The sequence below is a fragment of the Micromonospora sp. CA-248212 genome (assembly GCF_050948405.1).
Taxonomy (GTDB): Bacteria; Actinomycetota; Actinomycetes; order Mycobacteriales; family Micromonosporaceae; genus Micromonospora.
On record NZ_CP192023.1, the window covers coordinates 6,036,978 to 6,057,876 of the forward strand.

Sequence of the window (20,899 nt, forward strand, 5' to 3'; positions counted from 1 at the left end):
TGGGCCCGCATTCCCGGCTCACCCACAACTCCAACGTCGCAACTCTCACGCCTATCGGACAACGCGAAACGGCCCCCCGTTCCCAGCCCCGTCGATCTTGCGCTTTCGGTTGCCGCTACGTCACTTTTGCGGCTTATGCCGCCACAGAAACCGCAAGATCGACGGGGCTGAGGGGCCGGGGGGTCAGAAGCGGGCGGGTTCGCGGTAGGTGCCCCACTCGGCTCGCAGGGCGTCGCAGATCTCGCCGAGCGTGGCCTCGGCGCGGACGGCGTCGAGCATGGCGGGGATCATGTTCCCGTCGGTGCGGCTGACCTCGACCATCCGGGTCACCGCCGCGCGCACCGCGGCCTCGTCCCGCGCGCTCTTGCGCTCGGCGAGCACCCGGCGCTGCTCCAGCTCCACCTCGTGCGAGATGCGCAGGATCTCCAGTTCCTTGGCGACCGTGCCGGTGTGGCGGTTGACGCCGACGATCTTCTTGTCGCCCTTCTCCAGGGCCTGCTGGTAGACGAACGCCGACTCGGCGATGTGCCCGGTGAACCAGCCGTCCTCGATGCCACGCAGGATGCCCGAGGTCATCGGACCGATCTGGTGCGGCCCCTCCCCGCCGAGCTGGCGGATGCGGGCGAAGATCTCCTCCGCCTCGGCCTCGATCTTGTCGGTCAGCGCCTCGACGTACCAGGAGCCGCCGAGCGGGTCGGCCACGTTGACCACGCCGGTCTCCTCCATCAGCACCTGCTGCGTCCGCAGGGCGATCTCGGCGGACTCGTCGGTGGGCAGCGCGAGGGTCTCGTCGAGCGCGTTGGTGTGCAGCGAGTTGGTGCCGCCGAGCACCGCGGCGAGCGCCTCGACGGCCGTCCGCACGACGTTGTTGACCGGTTGCTGCGCGGTCAGCGACACGCCGGCGGTCTGGGTGTGAAAGCGCAGCCAGAGCGCCTTCTCGCTGGTCGCGCCGTAGACGTCGCGCAGCCAGCGGGCCCAGATCCGGCGGGCGGCGCGGAACTTGGCGATCTCTTCGAAGAAGTCGAGGTGCGAGTCGAAGAAGAAGCTCAGTCCGGGCGCGAACACGTTCACGTCGAGTCCGCGCGAGAGACCCAGCTCGACGTAGCCGAAGCCGTCGGCGAGGGTGTACGCCAGCTCCTGCGCGGCGGTCGAGCCGGCCTCGCGGATGTGGTAGCCGGAGACCGACAGCGGCTTGTAGCGCGGGATCTCGGCCGCGCAGTACTCCATCAGGTCGCCGATCAGGCGCAGGTGCGGCTCGGGGTCGAACAGCCACTCCTTCTGCGCGATGTACTCCTTGAAGATGTCGGTCTGCAACGTGCCGTCCAGCGTGGACAGGTCGGCGCCCTGCCGCTCGGCGGCGACCAGGTACATGCAGAACACCGGCACGGCCGGGCCGGAGATCGTCATGGAGGTGGTGACGCCGGCCAGGTCGATGCCGTCGAAGAGCGCCTCCATGTCGGTGGCGGTGTCGATGGCGACGCCGCAGTGCCCGACCTCGCCGAGCGACTGCGGGTCGTCCGAGTCGCGGCCCATCAGCGTCGGCATGTCGAACGCGACCGAGAGGCCGCCGCCGCCAGCGCCGAGGATCATCTTGTAACGCTCGTTGGTCTGCCGCGCGTTGCCGAAGCCGGCGAACTGCCGGATCGTCCAGGTCCGACCGCGATAGCCGGTGGGATACAGACCCCGGGTGTACGGGTACTCGCCCGGCCAGCCGATGCGCTCGAAGCCCGGGTAGGGGGTGCCCTCGGGCGGCCCGTAGACCGGGTCGACGGTCATCCCGGAAAGCGTGGTGAAGTCGGCGTCCCGCTTGCGCGCGGAGTCGTACCGGGCCTGCCAGCGTGCCCGTCCGGCGGCGATCTCGTCGGCGTCCATGCGCGGGGCTCCTCCTCGGTTGCTCGACCAGCACACCGAGTGTAGAGCCCTTGCCTGAACGATCGCTAAGTCAGGCCATACCGGCGGGTAACCAGACGAGCCACGATCAACCGGCGGCGCCCGGCTGGTTCAGCTCGATGTCGTCCACCGTGACGTTGACCTGCGTGACCGACAGGCCGTACTTCTCCACCGCCTCGATGACCGCGGCCCGCACCGCCTCGGTCACGTCGGCCACGACGGAACCGGCGTCGATCACCAGAACCACGTTGACGACGGCCGAGGTGCCCTTCACGTCGGCCGAGACGCCCCGGCGGGCGTCGCCCACCTCGTCCAGGCCAACCTTGTCGAGCACGCTGTTGAAGAACCGGGCCACGTCACCGCCGAGGTCGGCGACACCGGGAACCGCGCGAGCGGCCGCACCGGCGATCTTCTCCACCACCTCGTCGGACACCGACGTCACACCCCGGGCCGCGCCCGTCGTCGGCTGCGTCGTGCCGGCGTTCTCCACCGCGTCCGTCATGCTCACGTCTCCCCTGGTCCCGGTGCACTGTGGACCGACCTGATCGTCGGTCCGCCGCGTGGCAGGTCGCTGCCGGCCGCGAGCCTACTAAAACCGGAGGGGGCTTCGCGTCCAGGCGCGCGCATCGCGCGGCCGTTGACGCCGGGTCAGTTCGCGAGTTGGGCGAGCAGCTCGTCCGCAGCCGCGTACGGGTCGAGGTCACCGGCAGCGACGGAGGCGGCGAGCGTGCTCAACTCCGTACCGTCGCGCAGTGAGCCGATCCTGGCGCGGAGGGCGCCGAGCGCGATGGCCTCGATCTCGGCGGCGGCCCGCGCCTCCTGCCGGCGACGCAGCTCGCCGTGCTCGACCAGCCAACCGCGGTGCTTGTCGAGGGCGGCGGCGATGTCGTCGATGCCCTCGCCCCGGGCCGCGACCGAGCGGACCACCTGCGGCCGCCACTGCCCCGGCCCGCGCTCGCCGAGCGCGATCATGCCCTGGATGTCGCGGACCGTGGCGTCGACGCCGTCCCGGTCGGCCTTGTTGACCACGAACACGTCGGCGATCTCCAGGATGCCGGCCTTGACGGCCTGGATCGCGTCGCCCATGCCCGGGGCGAGCAGCACCAGCGTGGTGTCGGCCAGCGAGGCCACCTCCACCTCGGCCTGCCCGACGCCGACGGTCTCCACCAGCACCACGTCGCAGCCGGCGCCCTCCAGCACCCGGACCGCCTGCGGCGTCGCCGCCGCCAGCCCGCCGAGATGCCCCCGACTGGACATCGACCGGATGTAGACACCCGGGTCGGTGGCGTGGTCCTGCATCCGCACCCGGTCGCCGAGGATCGCCCCGCCGGTGAACGGGCTGGACGGATCGACCGCCAACACGCCGACCCGATGGCCCCGCGCCCGCAGCGCGCGGACCAGCTCGTTGGTGGTGGTCGACTTGCCCACCCCGGGCGAGCCGGTCAGCCCGACCACCTGGGCTTGACCGGCGTACGGCGCCAGCGCGGCGGCGATCGCCGGCAGCAGCGCGTCGCCGTTCTCCACGAGGGTGATCAGGCGGGCCACCGCCCGGGGGTCACCGGCGCGGGCCCGCTCGACCAGCAGCGGTACGTCCCGGCTACGGCGCACCGACGTGGCACCCGCCGCCGGAGCGTGCCCGGTCTTCTCGCTCACTGTGCCGGGACGTGGATGATCAGCGCGTCACCCTGGCCACCGCCGCCACACAGCGCCGCCGCGCCGGTGCCACCGCCGCGACGCTTCAGCTCCAGGGCGAGAGTGAGTACGAGACGCGCGCCGGACATGCCGATCGGGTGGCCCAGGGCGATCGCGCCGCCGTTGACGTTGACCTTGTCGGGGCTGATGCCGAGGTCACGCGTGGACTGGATGCCGACCTGCGCGAAGGCCTCGTTGATCTCGATGAGGTCCAGGTCCTCGACGCTCAGGCCGCCCTTCTTGAGGGCGTGGTTGATCGCGTTGGACGGCTGCGAGTGCAGGGAGTTGTCCGGGCCGGCCACGTTGCCGTGCGCGCCGACCTCCGCCAGCCAGGTCAGGCCCAGCTCGGTGGCCTTGGCCTTGCTCATCACGACCACCGCGGCGGCGCCGTCGGAGATCGGCGAGGAACTGCCGGCGGTGATGGTGCCGTCCTTGGCGAAGGCGGGCCGCAGCTTGGCCAGCGACTCCGCGGTGGTGTCCGGCCGGATGCCCTCGTCGTCGCTGATCACCAACGGGTCACCCTTGCGCTGCGGGATCAGCACCGGGGTGATCTCCTCGGCGAAGTGGCCGTTCTTCTGCGCGGCGGCGGCCCGCTGGTGGCTGGTCGCGGCGAACGCGTCCTGCTCCTCGCGGGTGATGCCGTGCCGCGCGCCGAGCCGCTCGGTCGACTCGCCCATCGAACAGCAGTCCCAGGCGTCGCTGAGCCCGTCGTGCGCCATGTGGTCCTTGACCACCACGTCGCCGTACTTGTAGCCGGTGCGCTGACCCATCAGCAGGTGCGGCGCGTTGGTCATCGACTCCATCCCGCCGGCCACCACGATGTCGAACTCGCCGGCCCGGATGAGCTGGTCGGCGAGGGCGATCGCGTCCAGGCCGGACAGGCAGACCTTGTTGATGGTCAACGCCGGCACCGACATCGGCACGCCGGCCTCGACCGCCGCCTGCCGGGCCGGGATCTGACCGGCGCCGGCCTGGAGAACCTGGCCCATGATCACGTACTGGACCTGGTCGGGGCTGACACCCGCCCGCTCCAGGGCCGCCTTGATGGCGATCCCGCCGAGCTTGGTGGCCGGGAGATCCTTGAGGTTGCCCAGCAGCCGGCCCATGGGGGTCCGCGCGCCGCTGACGATCACCGAAGCCATGCCTGCCTCCGAGGGGGGTGCCGAGCTGTACGCCTGAACGATGGTTCGGCCAGACTAGCGCCATGACAGAGAACTCCCCCGTCGAGCCCGGTGCGGACTACGTCACAGACATCGGACTTCGCAAGATCGACCACGTCGGCATCGCCGTCGCCGACCTGGACGCCGCGATCGACTTCTACCAGCGGACCTTCGGGATGCGCTGCGTACACGTCGAGACCAACGCCGAACAGGGCGTACGGGAAGCGATGCTGGCCGTCGGGCCGACCGCCGAGGGCGGCTGCGTGCAGTTGCTCGCCCCGCTCACCGCGGAGTCGACGATCGCGAAGTTCCTGGATCGCAACGGGCCGGGCGTGCAGCAGGTCGCGTACACCGTGGCGGACATCGACGTGGCCTGCGCGGCGCTGCGTGAGCGGGGGATGCGGCTGCTCTACGACGAGCCGCGACGCGGCACCGCGGACAGCCGGATCAACTTCGTCCACCCCAAGGACGCCGGCGGCGTCCTGATCGAACTGGTCCAACCCGCCGCCACGCATTGACGGCTTGAAGGAAGGGCCCTTTGTTAACGCCTCGCGTATAGCAGGGGGCCCTTCCTAACGCCTGGCGAGGGCGCGCTCACACGCACGTCCGTGCGCGCTTCTCGCGCTGGTCGGGCAGCTTCACGCATCGGCGGATGCAGTTTTTCACAGAGGACTTCCGGCTTTAGCTACCGTTCAGTAACGTCCCGCCCCACAGGAGCGCGGCCGGTGCCGGATGTGTCGAATGCCGACATGGCGGTCGCGTCCCACCGGCGCCGACGATGGCAGCACCCGGGCCCGCGCGGGTGTGGGACGAACCGGAGGTCACCGTGCAGGACATCCTCGAAGCGATCATGGCGGCGGAGGAATCGAACGACCCGGACCGGGAACTGGCCGGCGTCGCCGGACTTCCCGTACCGGAGAGTTACCGGGGCGTGGTCGTCCGCGCCGAGGAGTCCCGGATGTTCGACGGCATGTCCACCCGGGACAAGGACCCCCGCAAGGCGCTGCACGTGCAGGAGGTGCCGACGCCGGAACTCGGACCGGGCGAGGCGCTGATCGCCGTGATGGCCAGCGCGATCAACTACAACACGGTGTGGACCAGCATCTTCGAACCCGTATCCACTTTCCGGTTCCTCGAGCGCTACGGCCGGGTCTCCGAGCTGACCCGTCGGCACGACCTGCCGTACCACGTGGTCGGTTCGGACGCGGCCGGCGTGGTGCTGCGTACCGGTCCCGGGGTGACCCGGTGGGTGGCCGGCGACGAGGTCGTCGCGCACTGCCTCTCGGTCGAACTGGAGGACGCCGCCGGGCACGACGACACGATGCTCGACCCGCAGCAGCGGATCTGGGGCTTCGAGACCAACTTCGGCGGGCTGGCCGAACTCGCCGTGGTCAAGGCCAACCAGCTCATGCCCAAGCCGCGCCACCTCAGCTGGGAGGAGGCCGCCAGCCCGGGGCTGGTCAACTCGACCGCGTACCGGCAGTTGGTCTCCCACCACGGCGCCAACATGAAGCAGGGCGACGTGGTGCTGATCTGGGGCGCGTCCGGTGGCCTCGGCGGGTACGCCACCCAGATGGCCCTCAACGGCGGCGCGATCCCGGTCTGCGTCGTCTCCTCGCCCGAGAAGGCCGAGCTGTGCCGCAGCATGGGCGCGGAGCTGGTCATCGACCGGGCCGCCGAGGACTTCCGGTTCTGGAGGGACGACCAGACCCAGGACCCGGACGAGTGGCGGCGGTTCGGTGAGCGGATCCGCGAACTCACCGGTGGAGAGGACCCGGACATCGTCTTTGAGCACCCCGGCCGGGAGACGTTCGGCGCGAGCGTCTACGTGGCCCGGCGCGGCGGCACCATCGTCACCTGCGCGTCCACGAGCGGCTTCCAGCACCAGTACGACAACCGCTACCTCTGGATGCATCTCAAGCGGATCGTGGGCAGCCACTTCGCCAACTACCACGAGGCGTGGCAGGCCAACCGGCTGGTCGCGCTCGGCAAGGTGCACCCGACGGTGTCCCGCACCTACTCCCTCGAACAGACCGGTCAGGCCGCGTACGAGGTGCACCGCAACGCGCACCAGGGCAAGGTCGGCGTGCGCTGCCTCGCGCCGTCGGACGGGCTGGGTGTCCGGGACGGGGAGCTGCGGGCCCGGCACGAAGCGGCGATCAACCGGTTCCGGGGGCACTGAGCGGGACACTTCCGGGGGCACTGAGCGGGACACCGGCCGGACGGATGAGCACCCGATGGCCAATGCGGTGATCGGCCATTGTTCTTCCACCCCCATTAGCCCGAACCCATGCGGGTCGAACAAAGGGTCACGGGAGACACCCCGTGGCCCTTTTTCGCGTCACGCTGCGTGGCGTCCGCCCGGCCCGGGACCTGCCAAGATCGCCGATTGGTCCGGCCCCGGGGGCCAGGGCAGTTGACCATGTAAAGAGGAGACGAAAGCTGCGTACCGCTCTTGCGAAGCACCCTGGGGCGTCTGCCAGTATGTCCCAATGCCCCAGCAGCAGTCCTCCCCTCTCGCGTTCTTCGATAACGCGAACTCGCAGCCAGATTTCACCGTTGGCCTGCGCGGATACAACACTCACCAGGTCGATGACTTCATCGGCCGGATGACCGCCGCGCTGACCCAGTCCGAGCAGGCCCGTGCCGAGGCCGAGCAGCGGATGAACGACGCCCAGCGTCGCCTCCGCCAGGCCGAGCAGCGCATGAGTGCGCTGGAGCAGAAGCTCACCGACACCAACAAGCAGCTCGAAGAGAACAGCCGGCCCACCCTCTCCGGGCTCGGCACCCGCGTCGAGCAGATCCTCCGGCTCGCCGAGGAGCAGGCCAACGACCACCGCAACGAGGCCAAGCGCGAGTCGGAGGGCATCCTCTCCGCCGCCCGCCTCGAGGCGCGGGAGATCACGGACAAGGCCCGCGCCGAGGCCGCCGCGATGAAGGCCACTGCGGAACGCGAGGCGGGCAACCTGCGTACCGCCGCCGAGCGGGAGGCCGCCGAGGTCCGGGTGCAGGCCCGCCGCGAGGCCGACACGCTGCGCGCCGACGCTGACCGCGAGACCAAGCAGCTCCGGACGGTCACGGCACACGAGGTGGCCGAGCTGAAGTCGACCGTGGAGCGGGAGGTGGCCACCCTGCGCGCCACCGCCGAGCGGGAGATCACCCAGCAGCGGGCCAAGGCCGCCCGCGAGGCCGAGGAGAAGCGCGCCGAGGCCACCAAGCTGCTGACCGACGCGCGGGACAAGCGCGACAAGGACCTCCAGGCCCTGGAGCTGCAACTCGCCGAGCGGCGCGAGAAGGCCGAGCGCGAGGAGTCCGAGCGGCACGCCGCCCAGGTGGCGCAGACCCAGAAGATGGTCAGCGAGGCCGAGCAGCGCGCCCGCGCCGCCCAGGAGCGCGCCAAGGAGATCGAGCAGCGCGCCGAGGCCCGTCGCGTCGAGTCGGAGCGCAACGCCGCCGAGACGGTCGACAAGGCCAAGGCCCAGTCCGACAAGATGCTCAACGAGGCCAAGGCCGAGTCGCAGCGTCTACTCACCGAGGCCCGCACCGAGGCCGAGCTGACCACGCAGGCCGCCCGCCGCGAGGTCGAGGACCTCACCCGGCAGAAGGACGCGGTCACCTCGCAGCTCGGGCAGATGCTCTCCGGGCTCGCCGGCATCGTGCCCGGCGTTCCCTCGTCGCCGCCCGCCGCGGCGGCGAAGCCCGAGACGAAGAAGACCGACGGCGCTCAGGAGCGGGTCACCGCGGAGACCGCCGGCTGACGCGAGGCGTCAGGTTGGGGCATCGACGGCGCGAGGTGACACCGGGTAACCGGTGTGACCTCGCGCCGTGTGCGTTTCCCAACCCTTGGTGTGGTGCCCTCGCCACGGAGTGAAGTAGGTCCCACAAGCGGCGTCCGTATCGCCCCAGCCGCGGGCGATGCGTGTGAGGATGGGGGCATGTCGCACGGCGAGGAACTGTTCGCTCTCGGCGGGGACGTGACCACGGAGCCCAGCTTCGAGTCCGCTCTCCGGGGGTACGAGAAGAAACAGGTTGACCGGTACGTCGCACGTGCCGAGCACGAGATCGCGACCCTCGCCGCCGAACGGGAACAGGCCTATACACAGATCCACAAGCTCGCCGGCCAGGTCGAGGTGCTGCAGCGGGATCTGACCCAGGTCCGCAAGCAGATGAACGTGGTCGACCGGGCTTCCTTCCGGCATCTGGGTCCCCGGGTCGAGTCGATCCTCACCCTCGCCGAGGAGCAGGCCGAGCAGATCCTGTCCGCGGCCAACGAGGAGATCGACGCCCGTCGGGCCGCCGCCGAGCACATCATCGAGGAAGCCCGCGAGCAGGCCGCCCGGGCCTTGAAGGACTTCGAGATCGCTCTCGCCGCCCGGCGCCAGGAGGAGGAGCGGCACAGCGCCTCCCGCCGCGCGGAGGCGGACGCGACCCTGCGCTCGGCCAAGGACGAGTCGGCAAAGCTGCGCAAGGCAGCGCAGGACGAGCTGGCCAAGGCCCAGCAGGAGGCCACCCAGCTGCGGGACGCCGCCAAGGAGATTCACACCCGGGCCCAGCAGGAGGCCACCAAGCTGCGCGAGGAGGCCCGCGAGGCGCTGGCCACCGCCCGCCAGGAGGCGGCGGAGCTGCGCGAGGCGGCCAAGGAAGTGCACGTCAAGGCCCAGCAGGAGGCCAAGCGGCTCACCGACACCGCGACCGAGGCGGGCCGGGCGACCCACGCCAAGGCCCAGCAGGAGGCCAAGCAGATCATCGACGACGCGTCGATGGCCGGCCGGGCCACCCGGGCCAAGGCCCAGCAGGAGGCGGAGCGGCTCACCACGCAGGCGTCCGAGGCGTCCAAGCGCAGCCGGGCCGAGACCGAGGCGTACGTGCAGCGCATGCGCGGCGAGACCGAGGCGTACGTGCAGCAGTCCCGGGCGCAGACGCAGCAGGAACTCGGCGCCTGGCGGGCGGGCGTGGAGCAGGAGGTCAACTCGCGGCGCGAGGCGGCCGATCGGGAGCTGGCCCAGCGCCGGTCCACCGCCGAGCAGGAGTTCGCCAAGCGCCGCGACGAGCTGGACAAGCAGCACGAGTCCCGCCAGCAGGAGTTGGAGTCGGGCTGGACCGCGCGCCGCGACGAGCTGGAGACCGAGTACACCAGCCGCAAGAACGAGATCGAGCAGGGCGCGGACGCCATCCGGCAGGCGGCCGAGGCGGACGCGGCGACCCTGCGCCAGCGCGCCGAAACCGAGGCCGCCGAGATGCTGAGCCGCGCCGAGACCGAGGCAGGCGACAAGCGGCGCAAGGCCGACGAGCACGTCGCGGCCTCACGCCGCCAGTTCGAGGAGTACGCGGCCACCACCCAGCAGCATCTCGCGACCACGCAGCAGCACCTGGCGGCGACGCAGCAGGAGGCGGCGGCGGGTCGGCAGCAGCTCGCTCAGGTGATGTTGGAGATCGCGCAGGCCCAGCAGCAGCTCGCCGACCTGCGGCAGGAGACCTGGAAGGCCCGGCAGGAGTCCGACGAGATCGAGCGCCAGATGGCCGAGCTGCGGCTGCGCACCATCACCGGCCCGGTCGACGGTCCGACGTCGCCGGCGACCGGCGACCGCCCCGACGCGCCGGCCAGTGCCGCGACCGTGGCGGCCAACGGCAGTGCCGCGACCGTGACGGCGGGCAGCGGGACCGGTCCGGGCGACGGCGACGCTTCCGCCGTGCCGGCCGAGGCCGCGACCGTGTCGGCCAGCGGGGGCAGCGGCCCGGGCGACAGTGACGACGCCACTGCCGGTGACGGTACGGCCGGTAGCGGAGCGGCGGGTGACGGTGCTGGCGGTAGCGATGCGGCGGGTGGCCTCAAGGCCGCGCCCGCCGACGTCCGGCAGCCGGCGAACGCCAGCGCCGATGAGGCCGGGCAGGCCGGCACTCGACCGGTGGCCGAGCCGATGACGACTGTCGACGGCGGCACGGCCAGCGCCGGGGTGGACGGCGAGCCGACGGTGGCCGCCGTTCCGGGCGAGGGTGGCCGGGGCGCCAAACCAACCAAGATCACCAGTACGGGTGAGAACGGCAAGCGGCCCACCAAGCCGACCACCGACGAGCGCAGCGCCAAGCCCAGCAAGGTCACCATCGAGAAGGACTGACGGGACGCCTCCGACAGATTCGTGATCGACTCGACATCGCTGATGTCGGGCTGTCCCGCTGCCCAAGACACCCCGACATCAGGGATCTGGAGTGGACCATTGCCGTTCACCGGAAAGAGGGTGGGTCGCTGAGCGGCCGACGACACGAGTGGAGCACCATTGACGGTGTTGTGGTCGACAGTGACCACCGCACCGCCACTGCCGTCGCCCGTTCCCACCGCCCGACCGGGAGGTCCTGGTGCCGCAGCACGATCCGTCGGCCGAGGATCCGGACCTGAGCGCATACCGCCCGCCGGCCGAGAGCCCGTCCGGCGACGACCCGGCCATGCCCCCTGGTCCCCCGTCCGCGAAACCGCCACCGCCGGCGGAGACGCCACCAGCGGAGACGCCACCACCAGCGGGGACACCTCCACCGGCGAGAACGCCACCGCCGGCGGAGACGCCACCAGCGGAGACGCCACCAGCGGAGACGCCACCACCAGCGGAGACGCCACCGCCGGTCCCGGTGCCAGCCCCGGGATTCGACCCGGACGAGCCTCCAGCGGTCCCGTCGGGGAAGTTCGGCACGCCGGGGCGTCCGCTACGGCGCAGCAGTTTCCTGATCGGCTTCACCGGCGCGCTGGGCGTGCTGCTGGCGTACACCCTCTATCTGGGGATCCGGAATGCCGGCGGCATTCTGGTGCTGGTGGTGATCGCGCTCTTCCTGGCGGTGGGCCTCAACCCGGCGGTGGTGCGCCTGCGCACCTGGGGTGTGCCCCACGGCTTGGCGGTGGCGGTGGTGGCGCTGACCGTGGTGCTGCTGCTCTGCGGCGGCATCGTGGCGCTGGTCCCGCCGATCGTGACGCAGTCCGGGCAGTTCATCGACCAGATCCCGAGCCTGCTCGACGAGTTGCGTCGCAATCCCACGGTCAACGACCTGGTGGAGCGGTACGACGTGGTGGAGCGGGTGCAGGGCGCGGCCAACGCCGACACCATCGGCCGGGCCCTCGGCGGGGTCCTCGGCGGCGCCCAATTGATCTTCGGCACGGTGTTCCGGACGCTGACCGTGCTGGTGCTGACCATCTACTTCCTGGCCTACTTCAACCGGCTGCGTTCCCTGGGCTACGCGCTGCTGCCCCGGTCCCGCCGCGAACGGGCGGAGTTGATCGGTGACGAGATCCTGGCCAAGGTGGGCGCGTACATGGTCGGCGCGTTGAGCATCGCGGTCCTGGCCGGCGCGACCACGTTCGTCTTCGCGCTGATCGTCGGCCTGCCGTACCCGTTCGCGCTGGCCGTGGTCGTCGCCGTCACCGATCTGATCCCGCAGATCGGCGCGACCCTGGGCGCGGTGATCGTGAGCCTGGTCGGCTTCGCCGCCGACCTACCCACCGGCATCGCCTGCGCGGTGTTCTTCCTTATCTACCAGCAGATCGAGAACTACCTGATCTACCCGAAGGTGATGCGGCGCTCGGTCGAGGTCAACGAGGTCGCCGCCCTGCTGGCGGCACTGCTCGGCGTGGCGCTGCTGGGCGTGGTGGGCGCGCTGATCGCCATTCCCACGGTGGCCGCGCTGCAACTGATCCTGCGTGAGGTGGTGCTCCCCCGCCAGGAGCGCAACTGACGCCGCCGGAACGCAACTGACGCCGCCCGGAGCGGAACGCAACTGACGCCGCCCGAAGCGGGACCGACGCCGCCCGAAGCGGGACCGACGCCGCCCGAAAGCGGAACTGCGCGGAATCAGTCGGCCGGGCGGGGTACGGGCGTGTCGGCGAAGGCGGCCACCGTCCGGTCGGCGTACGCGCTGACGTCGCCGGTCTCCATCGGCCCGTCCCAGGTCGTCGGCAGGGGCACGTCGACCCCGGGGTTGACCCGCTTGACGATCTCGTCGAGCACCGTCTCCGCGTCGCCCACCCAGAGGTGCTTCGCACCGGGCACCCCGACCACCTCGGCCTGCGGCACCGCCGCGAACCGCTCCCGCGCCTCGACCGGACGCAGGTAGTCGTCGAACTCGGGCACCAGCGCCACCAGCGGCCGACCGGACGTGCTCCAGGTCGCCAGGTCGTCCGGCGTCGAGAAGCGCAGCGGCGGGGAGAGCAGGATCGCTCCGGCCACGGCCGGGTCGCAGCCGTACTTGAGGGCCAGGTCGGTGCCGAACGACCACCCGACCAGCCAGATGTTGGGCAGTTCGGCGAACTCCGCGTACTCGATGGCGGCGGCCACGTCGTACCGCTCGCCCACCGCGCCGTCGAAGGCGCCCTCGCTGGTGCCGCGCACGCTGCTGGTGCCCCGGGTGTTGAACCGCAGCACGGCCAGGTCGGCCAGCGCCGGCAGCCGCCAGGCCGCCTTGCGGAACACGTGGCTGTCCATCATCCCGCCGTGCGTGGGCAGCGGGTGCAGGCAGACCAGGGTGCCCACCGGGGGCCGGTCGGCCGGCAGAGCCAGCTCGCCGACCAGCCGCAGCCCGTCGGCGGTGTGTAGCTCGATGTCCTCCCGGCGGCCGGGCAGGATCGACGACGCGCGGATCGCTGTGCTCACCGCCCAAGTCTGTCGCGAAGTCGCCGCCGCCGCCCACCGAGGCACGAACAGGGTGATCCAGATCGCTCAGTAGCGCGGCGTGCCCCGGCCGCGCTGCACCGCCGGCCCGCGCCGTTCCCGGGCACGCCAGCAGCCGCTGTGCCAGTGCCGACGGTCGGTCAGGTCACCCAGGCCGTCGGCCGGCCAGGCCACCAGGTGCGCCACCCCGGGGCGGATCTCCTGGTCACAACCGGGGCAGCGGTACGTCTTGACCGACGCGCCCGCCCCGATCCCGCGTACCTGCCAGGCGCCGTCGGTCCACTGCTGCACCGAGGCGACACCCTGGCGAGCCCGGTCGGCGTCCAGGTTGGCGTTCTCGTCCCGGCGAGGGCGATTGCGACGGGGGCTCACGCACCCAAGGTTACGGTCACTCCCAGCTGGCCGGCTCGCCAAGGTCCTCGGCCACCCGGAGCCCACCGATCACCGTGCTGACCTCCGCGTCCGTGGGGGACCGCTCCCAGCGGTTCTCGTACCCCATCGACAGCAGCGTGTTGGGGATGCCGAGGACGTGCCAGAAGTCGCCCATGTCGAACACCGGCCTGCCGGCGATCTCGCGGTTGGCTTTCCCTCGGTCGCCGGAGGGCGGACGGGGTGAGTAGTACAGCCGTACGGGCAGGGTGGCCTTGCCGTCGAGCTTGACGATCAACGCCACCTCGGTCTGGTCCGAAACGCCTCCCGGCATCTGCGTAGGAGTTGTGGTTCCGGTCACGTTCGCAGTGCGTGGCCAGGCCAGCCGCCGTACCGACACGTCGCACTCGCTGATCCGGGCGCCCTGCGGCAGAGCGGTCAACCGGATGGGCGCGACACAGCGACGGGCCTCGTCGAACCGAAGCGCCGCCGCCGTCCGGCGGATCTCGGCGTCGGTGTCCCCGAGTGCCGAGACCCGGGCGTACAGGCCCGGGGCGGGCTGCCAGCGCAGGACCCAACCCCGCGCGGGCTGGTCCAGCCGACGTATCACCCCGTTGTACCTCGAACCGGGGTCGGACCGGCCGGTCCGGTCAGGATCCGTGTCACTGGTGGAGTCGCCCGTCCGGTCGGGGCCGATGTCATGAAGCTGGCTCGGGTCGCCGATCTCGGCCGACTGCGGGTCGGCGGCCACGATCGCCATGGCCTGCACGCCACCCCCCAGGTCCAGTCGCATGCTCTCGGCCTGGCCCGCCGAGCGCCAGGCAACCGGCTTCGCGATCGTCGGGTCGATGCCGAAGTGCAGCAGCCCCGGGTCCGTGCCAACCAGGTCAGGACGCGTCGCTGCCCCGGGGACCCCCGGCGCCAGCGGTGGCGTCACCACGACGGGACTGGGCGTGACGGTCGGCTGTGGCGGTGCGGCCGAGGGCATGCGTAGTGCCACGCCGGTCCCGAGTACCACCGCGACGCCAAGCCCGGCCCCGATGACGGCACGTCGCCGCCGTCGACGGGCCCGTCCCCCGTTCACCGCCGCCGTCATCAGGCGATCGGTGTCCACGGGCCCGTCGGCGTGCTCCCGCAGTGCCCGTGCGATCCACTCGTCGAGGTCGGTCACGGCCGGCTCCCGTTCGTCGTGGAAACGCCGTGGCGCTCCCGCAGCTGACTGAGCGCCCGCATCGCATGAGTGCGGACGGTGACCGGTGAACAGCCGAGGATCTGGGCGATGGTGAGGTCGTCGAGGTCCTCGTAGTACCGCAGCACGAGCACCGCACGCTGCCGGTCCGGCAGACCGAGGATCAGTCTCCACATCTCGTCCCGGTCGGCCGAGTCGCTGCTGAAGTCGCCGCGCCCCGGCCGGTCGGCGAACTCCGCCGTGGCCATCTCGTGGCTGGATCGGCGACGCCACCAGGAGGTGTTGGCGTTGACCATCATCCGGCGCACGTAGACGTCCGGGCGGTCAGCACGGGAGATCCTCCGCCAGTGCACGTACGCCCGGGACAGCACCTCCTGGGTAAGGTCGTCGGCCCGGTGCTCGTCACCGGTCAGCAGTCGAGCCAGCCGGACGAGCGCTGGCCCGCGACTGCTGACGTACTCCTCGAAGGTCACATCACTCAGACGCCGTCGCCGGTGCCCGGCGTTGACGCGGTCAGCGGTGCGAGTGGTCGCGGAAGCCGCGACGGGTCTTGCGACCCAGGTAGCCGGCGGTGACCAGGTGCTCCAGCAAGGGCGCGGGCGCGAAGCCCGGCTCGCGCAGCTCCAGGTACAGCTCCCGCTGGATCGCCAGCGAGACGTCCAACCCCACCACGTCGAGCAGCTCGAACGGGCCCATCGGGTAGCCGCAGCCCAGCTTCATGGCGTGGTCGATGTCGTCGGCCGTGGAGTAGCTGGCCTCCAGCATCTTGACCGCGTCGTTCAGGTACGGGAAGAGCAGCGCGTTGACGATGAAGCCGGACCGGTCGCCGCAGACCACGCCGGTCTTGCCGAGCGCCGCGCAGACGGCCCGCGCGGTCGCGGTGGTCTCCGGTGAGGTACGGATGGTCCGGACCACCTCGACCAGCGGCATGACCGGCGCCGGGTTGAAGAAGTGCAGGCCCACCACGTCGGCCGGGCGCTGGGTGGCCATCGCCACGTCGATCACGGGCAGGGACGAGGTGGTGGTGGCCAGCACCACGCCCGGCTTGCAGATCTCGTCGAGGCTGGCGAAGAGCGCCTTCTTGACGCTCAGCTCCTCGACGACCGCCTCGACGACCAGGTCGACGTCGGCAAGATGGTCGAGGGTCGCCGTCCAGGTGATGCGGCCCAGCGCCGCGTCCCGGTCGGCCTCGGCGAGCTTGCCCCGGACCACGCCCTTGTTCAGCGACGTCTTCACGGCCTCGCAGACCGACGCGGACTTCTCCGCGCCCCGGGTCACCGAGACGACCTCGTACCCGGCCCTGGCGAACACCTCGACGATCCCGGTGGCCATCGTCCCGGAACCCACGACGCCCACCTTGGTGATGGCGCGCGCGCCGTCGGCGAGCGCGGCGTCCGCCGCCGGCGGCGTCGTTTCATCGGGTACGACCTTCGGCGAACCGGGCCGCTCGTAGGTGTAGAAACCCCGTCCGGACTTGCGGCCCAGCAGCCCCGCCGTGACCATCTGCTTGAGCAGCGGCACCGGGGCGTGTCGGCGGTCCCGGCCGCCCCGCCGGTACATGGTGTCCAGGATTTCGTACGCGGTGTCCAGGCCGATCAGGTCCATCAGCGCCAGTGGGCCCATCGGCAGCCCGCAGCCGAGCTTCATCGCGGCGTCGATGTCCTCCCGGGTCGCGTAGTGCGACTCGAACATCCCGACCGCGTGGTTGAGGTAGCCGAAGAGCAGCGCGTTGGCGATAAAGCCGGCCCGGTCGTTGATGGTGACGTCGACCTTGCCGAGCCGGGCGCACAGCGCCTCGACGTCGGCCACGACCTCGGGGGCGGTGACGACCGTGCGGACCACCTCGACCAGCTTCATCACCGGGGCGGGGTTGAAGAAGTGGATGCCGATCACCTGGTTGGGCCGGCTGGTGGCCACCGAGATCTCGGTGACGCTCAGCGACGAGGTGTTGGTGGCGAGGATGGCCTCCGGCTTGCAGACCCGGTCCAACTCAGCGAAGATCCGCTGCTTGAGGTCCAGGTGCTCGGGCACCGCCTCGATGACCAGGTCCACCGAGTGCAGCGCGTCCAGTCCGACCGCGAAGCGCACCCGCTCGTGTAGGGCGTCGCGGTCCGCCTCGGCGAGCTTGCCCTTGGCGACCGCCCGGTCGGTGGAGCCCTTCAGGGTGGCCCGACCGCGCTCCAACGCCGGCTCGGCGATCTCGACCGCGAGGACGTCGATGCCGTTGCGGGCGAAGACCTCGACGATGCCGGCACCCATGGTGCCCAGCCCCACGACACCGACGGTGCTGAACTCCCGCGCCACGACCGGCCTCCCCAGACACTCCGCACGGCCACTGAACGGCCGCTAAGGTATGCGCGCGAGTCTGCCACGTGCCGCAGGGTTGTCGAGACGCCGTGGGATATTTCACCCACGACGCGGCCCTACCCGGCCTGCCCGTCGGTCAGCGCCAGCAGCTCCGCCACGAACTCCCCCGGGCGCTCCAGGTGCGGGCTGTGCCCGCAGCCGGGCAACACCACCTCACGGTACGCGCCGCCGGCCGCCGCGTACCGCTCCAGCACCGCCCGGGTCTGGCCGACCATCGGTTGCGGCGGGCAGTCCTGCGCCCCCGGCCATCCGGCCACGACACCCAGCGAACCGAGGTACGCCAGGTCCAACAGCGACGTGTCCGAGACGATCACGTCGGCGTCGCCGCGTACCCAGGTGACCGGAGGTTTCTCGGCGACGGCCACCAGCTCGTCGGCGACCCGGAACCAGGTCGGCGCGAGCGCGTTCAGCACGCCCCGCTTCCCGGGCACGGTGCCGGGCCAGTTCTCCGACTCCGCCGACGTGCCCGGGTAGTTGTCCTCGCCGATCGCCGTGGAGAGCACACTGTCGAGCAGCAGCTCCTCGTCGACGCCGAGCGAGGCCGAATCGGCCACGTACGTCGCCCGCAGCACCTCACGCGGACTGGCCGGGCCCTCGGTGCCCCGATCGCCTGCGGCGAGCCGGGCCACGAAGTCCCGGTTGGCGGTGCCGGCACCGGTACCGGCGAAGTCGGGCGTGGTCGGCGTACCGCTCAGGTCGCGCGTGCCACCGAAGCCGTACGGCGACACGGGCGCGGCCAGCAGTAGCGCCCCCACCCGGTGCGGATGGTCGACCAGCAGCCGCATGGCAACTCCCCCACCGAGGGAGTGCCCGACCACGACCGGCCGGACCCCACCGCCGGTGTCAGCGCCGCTGCCGTCGACGCCGCTGCCGTCGACGCCGCTGCCGTCGACGTCGCTGCCGTCAGCGCCGCGGCTGTCAGCGCCGCGGCGGTCAGCGCCGCTGCCGTCGACGTCGGGGAAGAGCGTCGGGTCGTCCAGCAGGGCGGCGACGTCGTCGGCGAAGTCCCGCAGGCCGCGGGTGGCGTCCACCGGGGCGGTCGCCGAGTCGCCGAACCCGCGCAGGTCGGGAGCGACGACCCGCAGCGTCGGTGGCAGCCGTCGGATCAACGGCTCCCAGAACAGCGATGAGGAGCAGTTGCCGTGGACCAGCAGCAACGGAGTTCCGTCCGGCGGACCGGCCACCCGTACCGCCTGGCGTATACCGTTCGCCGTCACGACCCGCTGCTCGGTCTCCATCCGCGGCATGCTGCCACGTCGGTCCACGGGGGTCCAGGTGTCGGACAGCCACCCGGCGGCACCGCCGGAGTGTGGCCGACGGCCAGTGGCCGCCCCGGCGGGGTCAGCGGCGGGCGCCCGGTGGCGAAGCCAGCGGCAGTGGCAGCGTCGGTCGGATATCGCGTCGGGACACCCCGAAGCTGAGCCCAACCGGATCCGTGTGGGCGACCCCCGGATCGAACAGGCGCAGCTCGGTGCGGCCGAGCCGGATCACGTCGCCGTCGCTGAGGCGCTCCACCTCGGTGATCCGGCGGTCGTTGAGCCAGGTGCCGTTGGTCGAGCCCAGGTCGCGCAGCGACGCGCCCTCGGGAGCCAGCCACACCTCGGCGTGCCGGCGACTCAGATGCGGGTCGCTGATGACCACGTCGCCGGTCGGCGCCCGACCGATCACCTGCGGCTCACCCCGCAGGCGAAAGCTTGCTCCGCGCATCGGCCCACCTGCGACCGTCAACAACGGCATCAGTTCCGGATGTTCCTCCATGGACAGTCAGCCCTCCACCCCACACCGTTACTCCGCGCGTCAGCCTGCCATCAGACGGTAATCGTCAATACCGACCGGCCGGTCAGCTCCTCGTCACCTCCCGGTCACCCGCTGTTCGACGATTCGGATGGTCACCCTTCGGCAACCGGGTCCTGACCTGCACTGATCAACGAGCGGGTGGGTGGACGCGACTCCCGCCCCGGCACCCCGAGATCGCGGCCTACCGGTGAGTAATCTTCGGGTCTAGACTTCCGCCATGACGGCTGTGCATGTCCCCGGCACCCCCCTCATCGAGGCGCACCAGCTGGTCTCCACCAGTCCGGCCACCGGCGTCGAGGCCGGCCGCCTCCCCGTCGCCAGCGACGCGGACGTACGGCAGGCCGTCGAGCGCGCGCGTTCCGCCGCCGAGTGGTGGGCCGGTCTGGGCTTCGCCGGCCGTCGCCAGCGGATGCTGCGCTGGCGGGCGCTGCTCGCCAAGCGGGTCGAGCAGCTCGCCGAGTTGATGCACGTCGAGGGCGGCAAACCGGCCGCCGACGCCATCGTCGAGATCGCCAGCGCGATCGAACACGTCGACTGGGCCGCCCGCAACGCGCGCCGGGTGCTCGGCCCACGCCGGGTACGGTCCCGGCTCGTCCTCGCCGAGTTCTCCGCGCACCTGGAATACCAGCCGCACGGCGTGGTGGGTGTGATCGGGCCGTGGAACTATCCGGTCCTCACCCCGCTCGGCTCCGCCGCGTACGCCCTGGCCGCCGGCAACGCCGTCGTGCTCAAGCCCAGCGAGTACACGCCCGTCGTCGGCCAGTGGCTGGTGGACACGTTCGCGGAGGTGGTCCCCGAGCAGCCGGTGTTCACCGCCGTACACGGGCTCGGCGACGTCGGTGCCGCGCTGTGCCGTTCCGGGGTCGACAAGGTGGCCTTCACCGGCTCGACCGCGACCGCCCGCAAGGTGATGTCCGCCTGCGCCGAGACGCTGACGCCGGTGCTGATCGAGGGCGGCGGCAAGGACGCCATGATCGTCGACAGCGACGCCGACCTGGACGCCGCCGCCGAGGCGTGCGTCTGGGGCGCCATGACCAACGCCGGCCAGACCTGCATCGGCATCGAGCGCGTCTACGCCGTCGACACGGTCTTCGACGCCTTCGTCGACAAGGTCGTCGCCCGCGCCGGCCGGCTGACCGTCGGCCCCGACGGCGCGGACATCGGCCCGATCACCATGCCCGGCCAGATCGACGTGATCCGCCGCCACATCGAGGCCGCGGTCAGCTCCGGCGGTCGCGCCCTGGTCGGCGGCCCGGACGCGGTGCAGCCACCGTACGTGCATCCGACCGTGCTGGTGGACGTACCGGAGGAGTCGGCCGCCGTCCGCGAGGAGACCTTCGGTCCGACGGTGACCATCAGCCGGGTCCGCGACGCCGACGAGGCCGTCGCCCGCGCCAACGCGGTGTCGTACGGCCTGGGGGGTTCGGTCTTCGGCCGGCAGCGTGCCGTGAGCATCGCGCGACGCCTGCGCTCGGGGATGACCTCGGTCAACTCCGCGCTGACCTTCGCCGGGATGTCCACGCTGCCGTTCGGCGGCGTCGGCGACTCCGGCTTCGGGCGGATCCACGGCGAGGACGGCCTCCGCGAGTTCGCCCGCGCCAAGGCCATCACCCGGCGTCGAGCGCGCTCACTGCTGCCGTCGATGACGTTCGACCGCACCCCGACCGACGTGGCACGTCTCGTCAAAGCCATCAAGGTGATGTACGGCAGGTGAGTGTCGGATAGCCGATCTGCGCCGTGATCGGCGTATCCACATGTTTATACGTCGTAGGCACGGCGGTACATTG

Annotated in this window: 17 protein-coding genes; 6 read left to right on the forward strand and 11 right to left on the reverse strand. The window is 71.4% G+C overall.

Annotated elements, in window-relative coordinates:
- Nucleotides 1-183: 183 nt before the first annotated feature.
- From ACQP03_RS28350 to ACQP03_RS28365, 4 genes are all read right to left on the reverse strand, one after another.
- Nucleotides 184-1,872, reverse strand: coding sequence for an acyl-CoA mutase large subunit family protein (locus ACQP03_RS28350; RefSeq protein WP_433459082.1), 1,689 nt, complete (start codon nucleotides 1,870-1,872; stop codon nucleotides 184-186).
- 106 nt (nucleotides 1,873-1,978) lie between these two features.
- Nucleotides 1,979-2,392 carry an Asp23/Gls24 family envelope stress response protein gene (locus tag ACQP03_RS28355; protein ID WP_357134201.1) on the reverse strand — a complete coding sequence of 138 codons (414 nt, stop codon included), beginning with the start codon at nucleotides 2,390-2,392 and terminating at the stop codon, nucleotides 1,979-1,981.
- A 146-nt stretch (nucleotides 2,393-2,538) separates the two neighbouring features.
- Nucleotides 2,539-3,543 (reverse strand): methylmalonyl Co-A mutase-associated GTPase MeaB, encoded by a 1,005-nt coding sequence (meaB, locus tag ACQP03_RS28360; RefSeq protein ID WP_433459085.1) that lies wholly within the window; start codon nucleotides 3,541-3,543, stop codon nucleotides 2,539-2,541.
- Nucleotides 3,540-4,724: an acetyl-CoA C-acetyltransferase gene (locus tag ACQP03_RS28365; protein WP_357134198.1), complete on the reverse strand. Its 1,185-nt coding sequence runs from the start codon at nucleotides 4,722-4,724 to the stop codon at nucleotides 3,540-3,542. The genes meaB and ACQP03_RS28365 overlap by 4 nt, the downstream gene beginning before the upstream one ends.
- A gap of 62 nt (nucleotides 4,725-4,786) precedes the next feature.
- Here ACQP03_RS28365 and mce point away from each other — a divergent pair, with 62 nt between their 5' ends.
- The 5 genes from mce (at nucleotide 4,787) to ACQP03_RS28390 (ending at nucleotide 12,458) form a co-directional block, all read left to right on the forward strand.
- Nucleotides 4,787-5,260 (forward strand): methylmalonyl-CoA epimerase, encoded by a 474-nt coding sequence (gene mce / locus ACQP03_RS28370; RefSeq protein ID WP_357134195.1) that lies wholly within the window; start codon nucleotides 4,787-4,789, stop codon nucleotides 5,258-5,260.
- A 308-nt stretch (nucleotides 5,261-5,568) separates the two neighbouring features.
- Nucleotides 5,569-6,924, forward strand: coding sequence for a crotonyl-CoA carboxylase/reductase (gene ccrA, locus ACQP03_RS28375; RefSeq protein ID WP_357134257.1), 1,356 nt, complete (start codon nucleotides 5,569-5,571; stop codon nucleotides 6,922-6,924).
- A gap of 310 nt (nucleotides 6,925-7,234) precedes the next feature.
- Entirely contained in the window at nucleotides 7,235-8,500 is a 1,266-nt protein-coding gene (locus tag ACQP03_RS28380) for a cell division protein DivIVA (protein WP_357134193.1), read from the forward strand.
- A 177-nt stretch (nucleotides 8,501-8,677) separates the two neighbouring features.
- A complete protein-coding gene (locus ACQP03_RS28385) occupies nucleotides 8,678-10,858 on the forward strand; it encodes a hypothetical protein (RefSeq protein ID WP_396833049.1) in 2,181 nt (726 codons plus the stop codon).
- 505 nt (nucleotides 10,859-11,363) lie between these two features.
- Nucleotides 11,364-12,458, forward strand: coding sequence for an AI-2E family transporter (locus ACQP03_RS28390; protein ID WP_433459088.1), 1,095 nt, complete (start codon nucleotides 11,364-11,366; stop codon nucleotides 12,456-12,458).
- A 116-nt stretch (nucleotides 12,459-12,574) separates the two neighbouring features.
- Here the strand turns inward: ACQP03_RS28390 and ACQP03_RS28395 are convergent, their stop codons facing one another.
- From ACQP03_RS28395 to ACQP03_RS28425, 7 genes are all read right to left on the reverse strand, one after another.
- Nucleotides 12,575-13,372, reverse strand: a complete 798-nt coding sequence (locus ACQP03_RS28395; RefSeq protein ID WP_357134187.1) for an alpha/beta hydrolase — start codon at nucleotides 13,370-13,372, stop codon at nucleotides 12,575-12,577.
- A gap of 66 nt (nucleotides 13,373-13,438) precedes the next feature.
- Nucleotides 13,439-13,762, reverse strand: a complete 324-nt coding sequence (locus ACQP03_RS28400) for a hypothetical protein (RefSeq protein ID WP_237747203.1) — start codon at nucleotides 13,760-13,762, stop codon at nucleotides 13,439-13,441.
- A 16-nt stretch (nucleotides 13,763-13,778) separates the two neighbouring features.
- The gene (locus tag ACQP03_RS28405) at nucleotides 13,779-14,930 is read right to left on the reverse strand and encodes a hypothetical protein (protein WP_357394045.1); all 1,152 of its coding nucleotides are present in this window, start codon (nucleotides 14,928-14,930) and stop codon (nucleotides 13,779-13,781) included.
- Nucleotides 14,927-15,421, reverse strand: coding sequence for a SigE family RNA polymerase sigma factor (locus ACQP03_RS28410; RefSeq protein WP_357134182.1), 495 nt, complete (start codon nucleotides 15,419-15,421; stop codon nucleotides 14,927-14,929). The genes ACQP03_RS28405 and ACQP03_RS28410 overlap by 4 nt, the downstream gene beginning before the upstream one ends.
- Nucleotides 15,422-15,461: 40 nt before the next feature.
- On the reverse strand, nucleotides 15,462-17,252 hold the full coding sequence (locus ACQP03_RS28415) for a 3-hydroxyacyl-CoA dehydrogenase family protein (RefSeq protein ID WP_357134179.1): 1,791 nt from the start codon (nucleotides 17,250-17,252) through the stop codon (nucleotides 15,462-15,464).
- Nucleotides 17,253-17,371: 119 nt separating this feature from the next.
- Nucleotides 17,372-18,562, reverse strand: coding sequence for an alpha/beta fold hydrolase (locus ACQP03_RS28420; protein WP_433459092.1), 1,191 nt, complete (start codon nucleotides 18,560-18,562; stop codon nucleotides 17,372-17,374).
- Between the two features lie 94 nt (nucleotides 18,563-18,656).
- Nucleotides 18,657-19,022 carry an FHA domain-containing protein gene (locus tag ACQP03_RS28425; RefSeq protein WP_357134175.1) on the reverse strand — a complete coding sequence of 122 codons (366 nt, stop codon included), beginning with the start codon at nucleotides 19,020-19,022 and terminating at the stop codon, nucleotides 18,657-18,659.
- A gap of 307 nt (nucleotides 19,023-19,329) precedes the next feature.
- Here ACQP03_RS28425 and ACQP03_RS28430 point away from each other — a divergent pair, with 307 nt between their 5' ends.
- Nucleotides 19,330-20,826: an aldehyde dehydrogenase family protein gene (locus ACQP03_RS28430; RefSeq protein ID WP_357394049.1), complete on the forward strand. Its 1,497-nt coding sequence runs from the start codon at nucleotides 19,330-19,332 to the stop codon at nucleotides 20,824-20,826.
- Nucleotides 20,827-20,899: the final 73 nt, after the last annotated feature.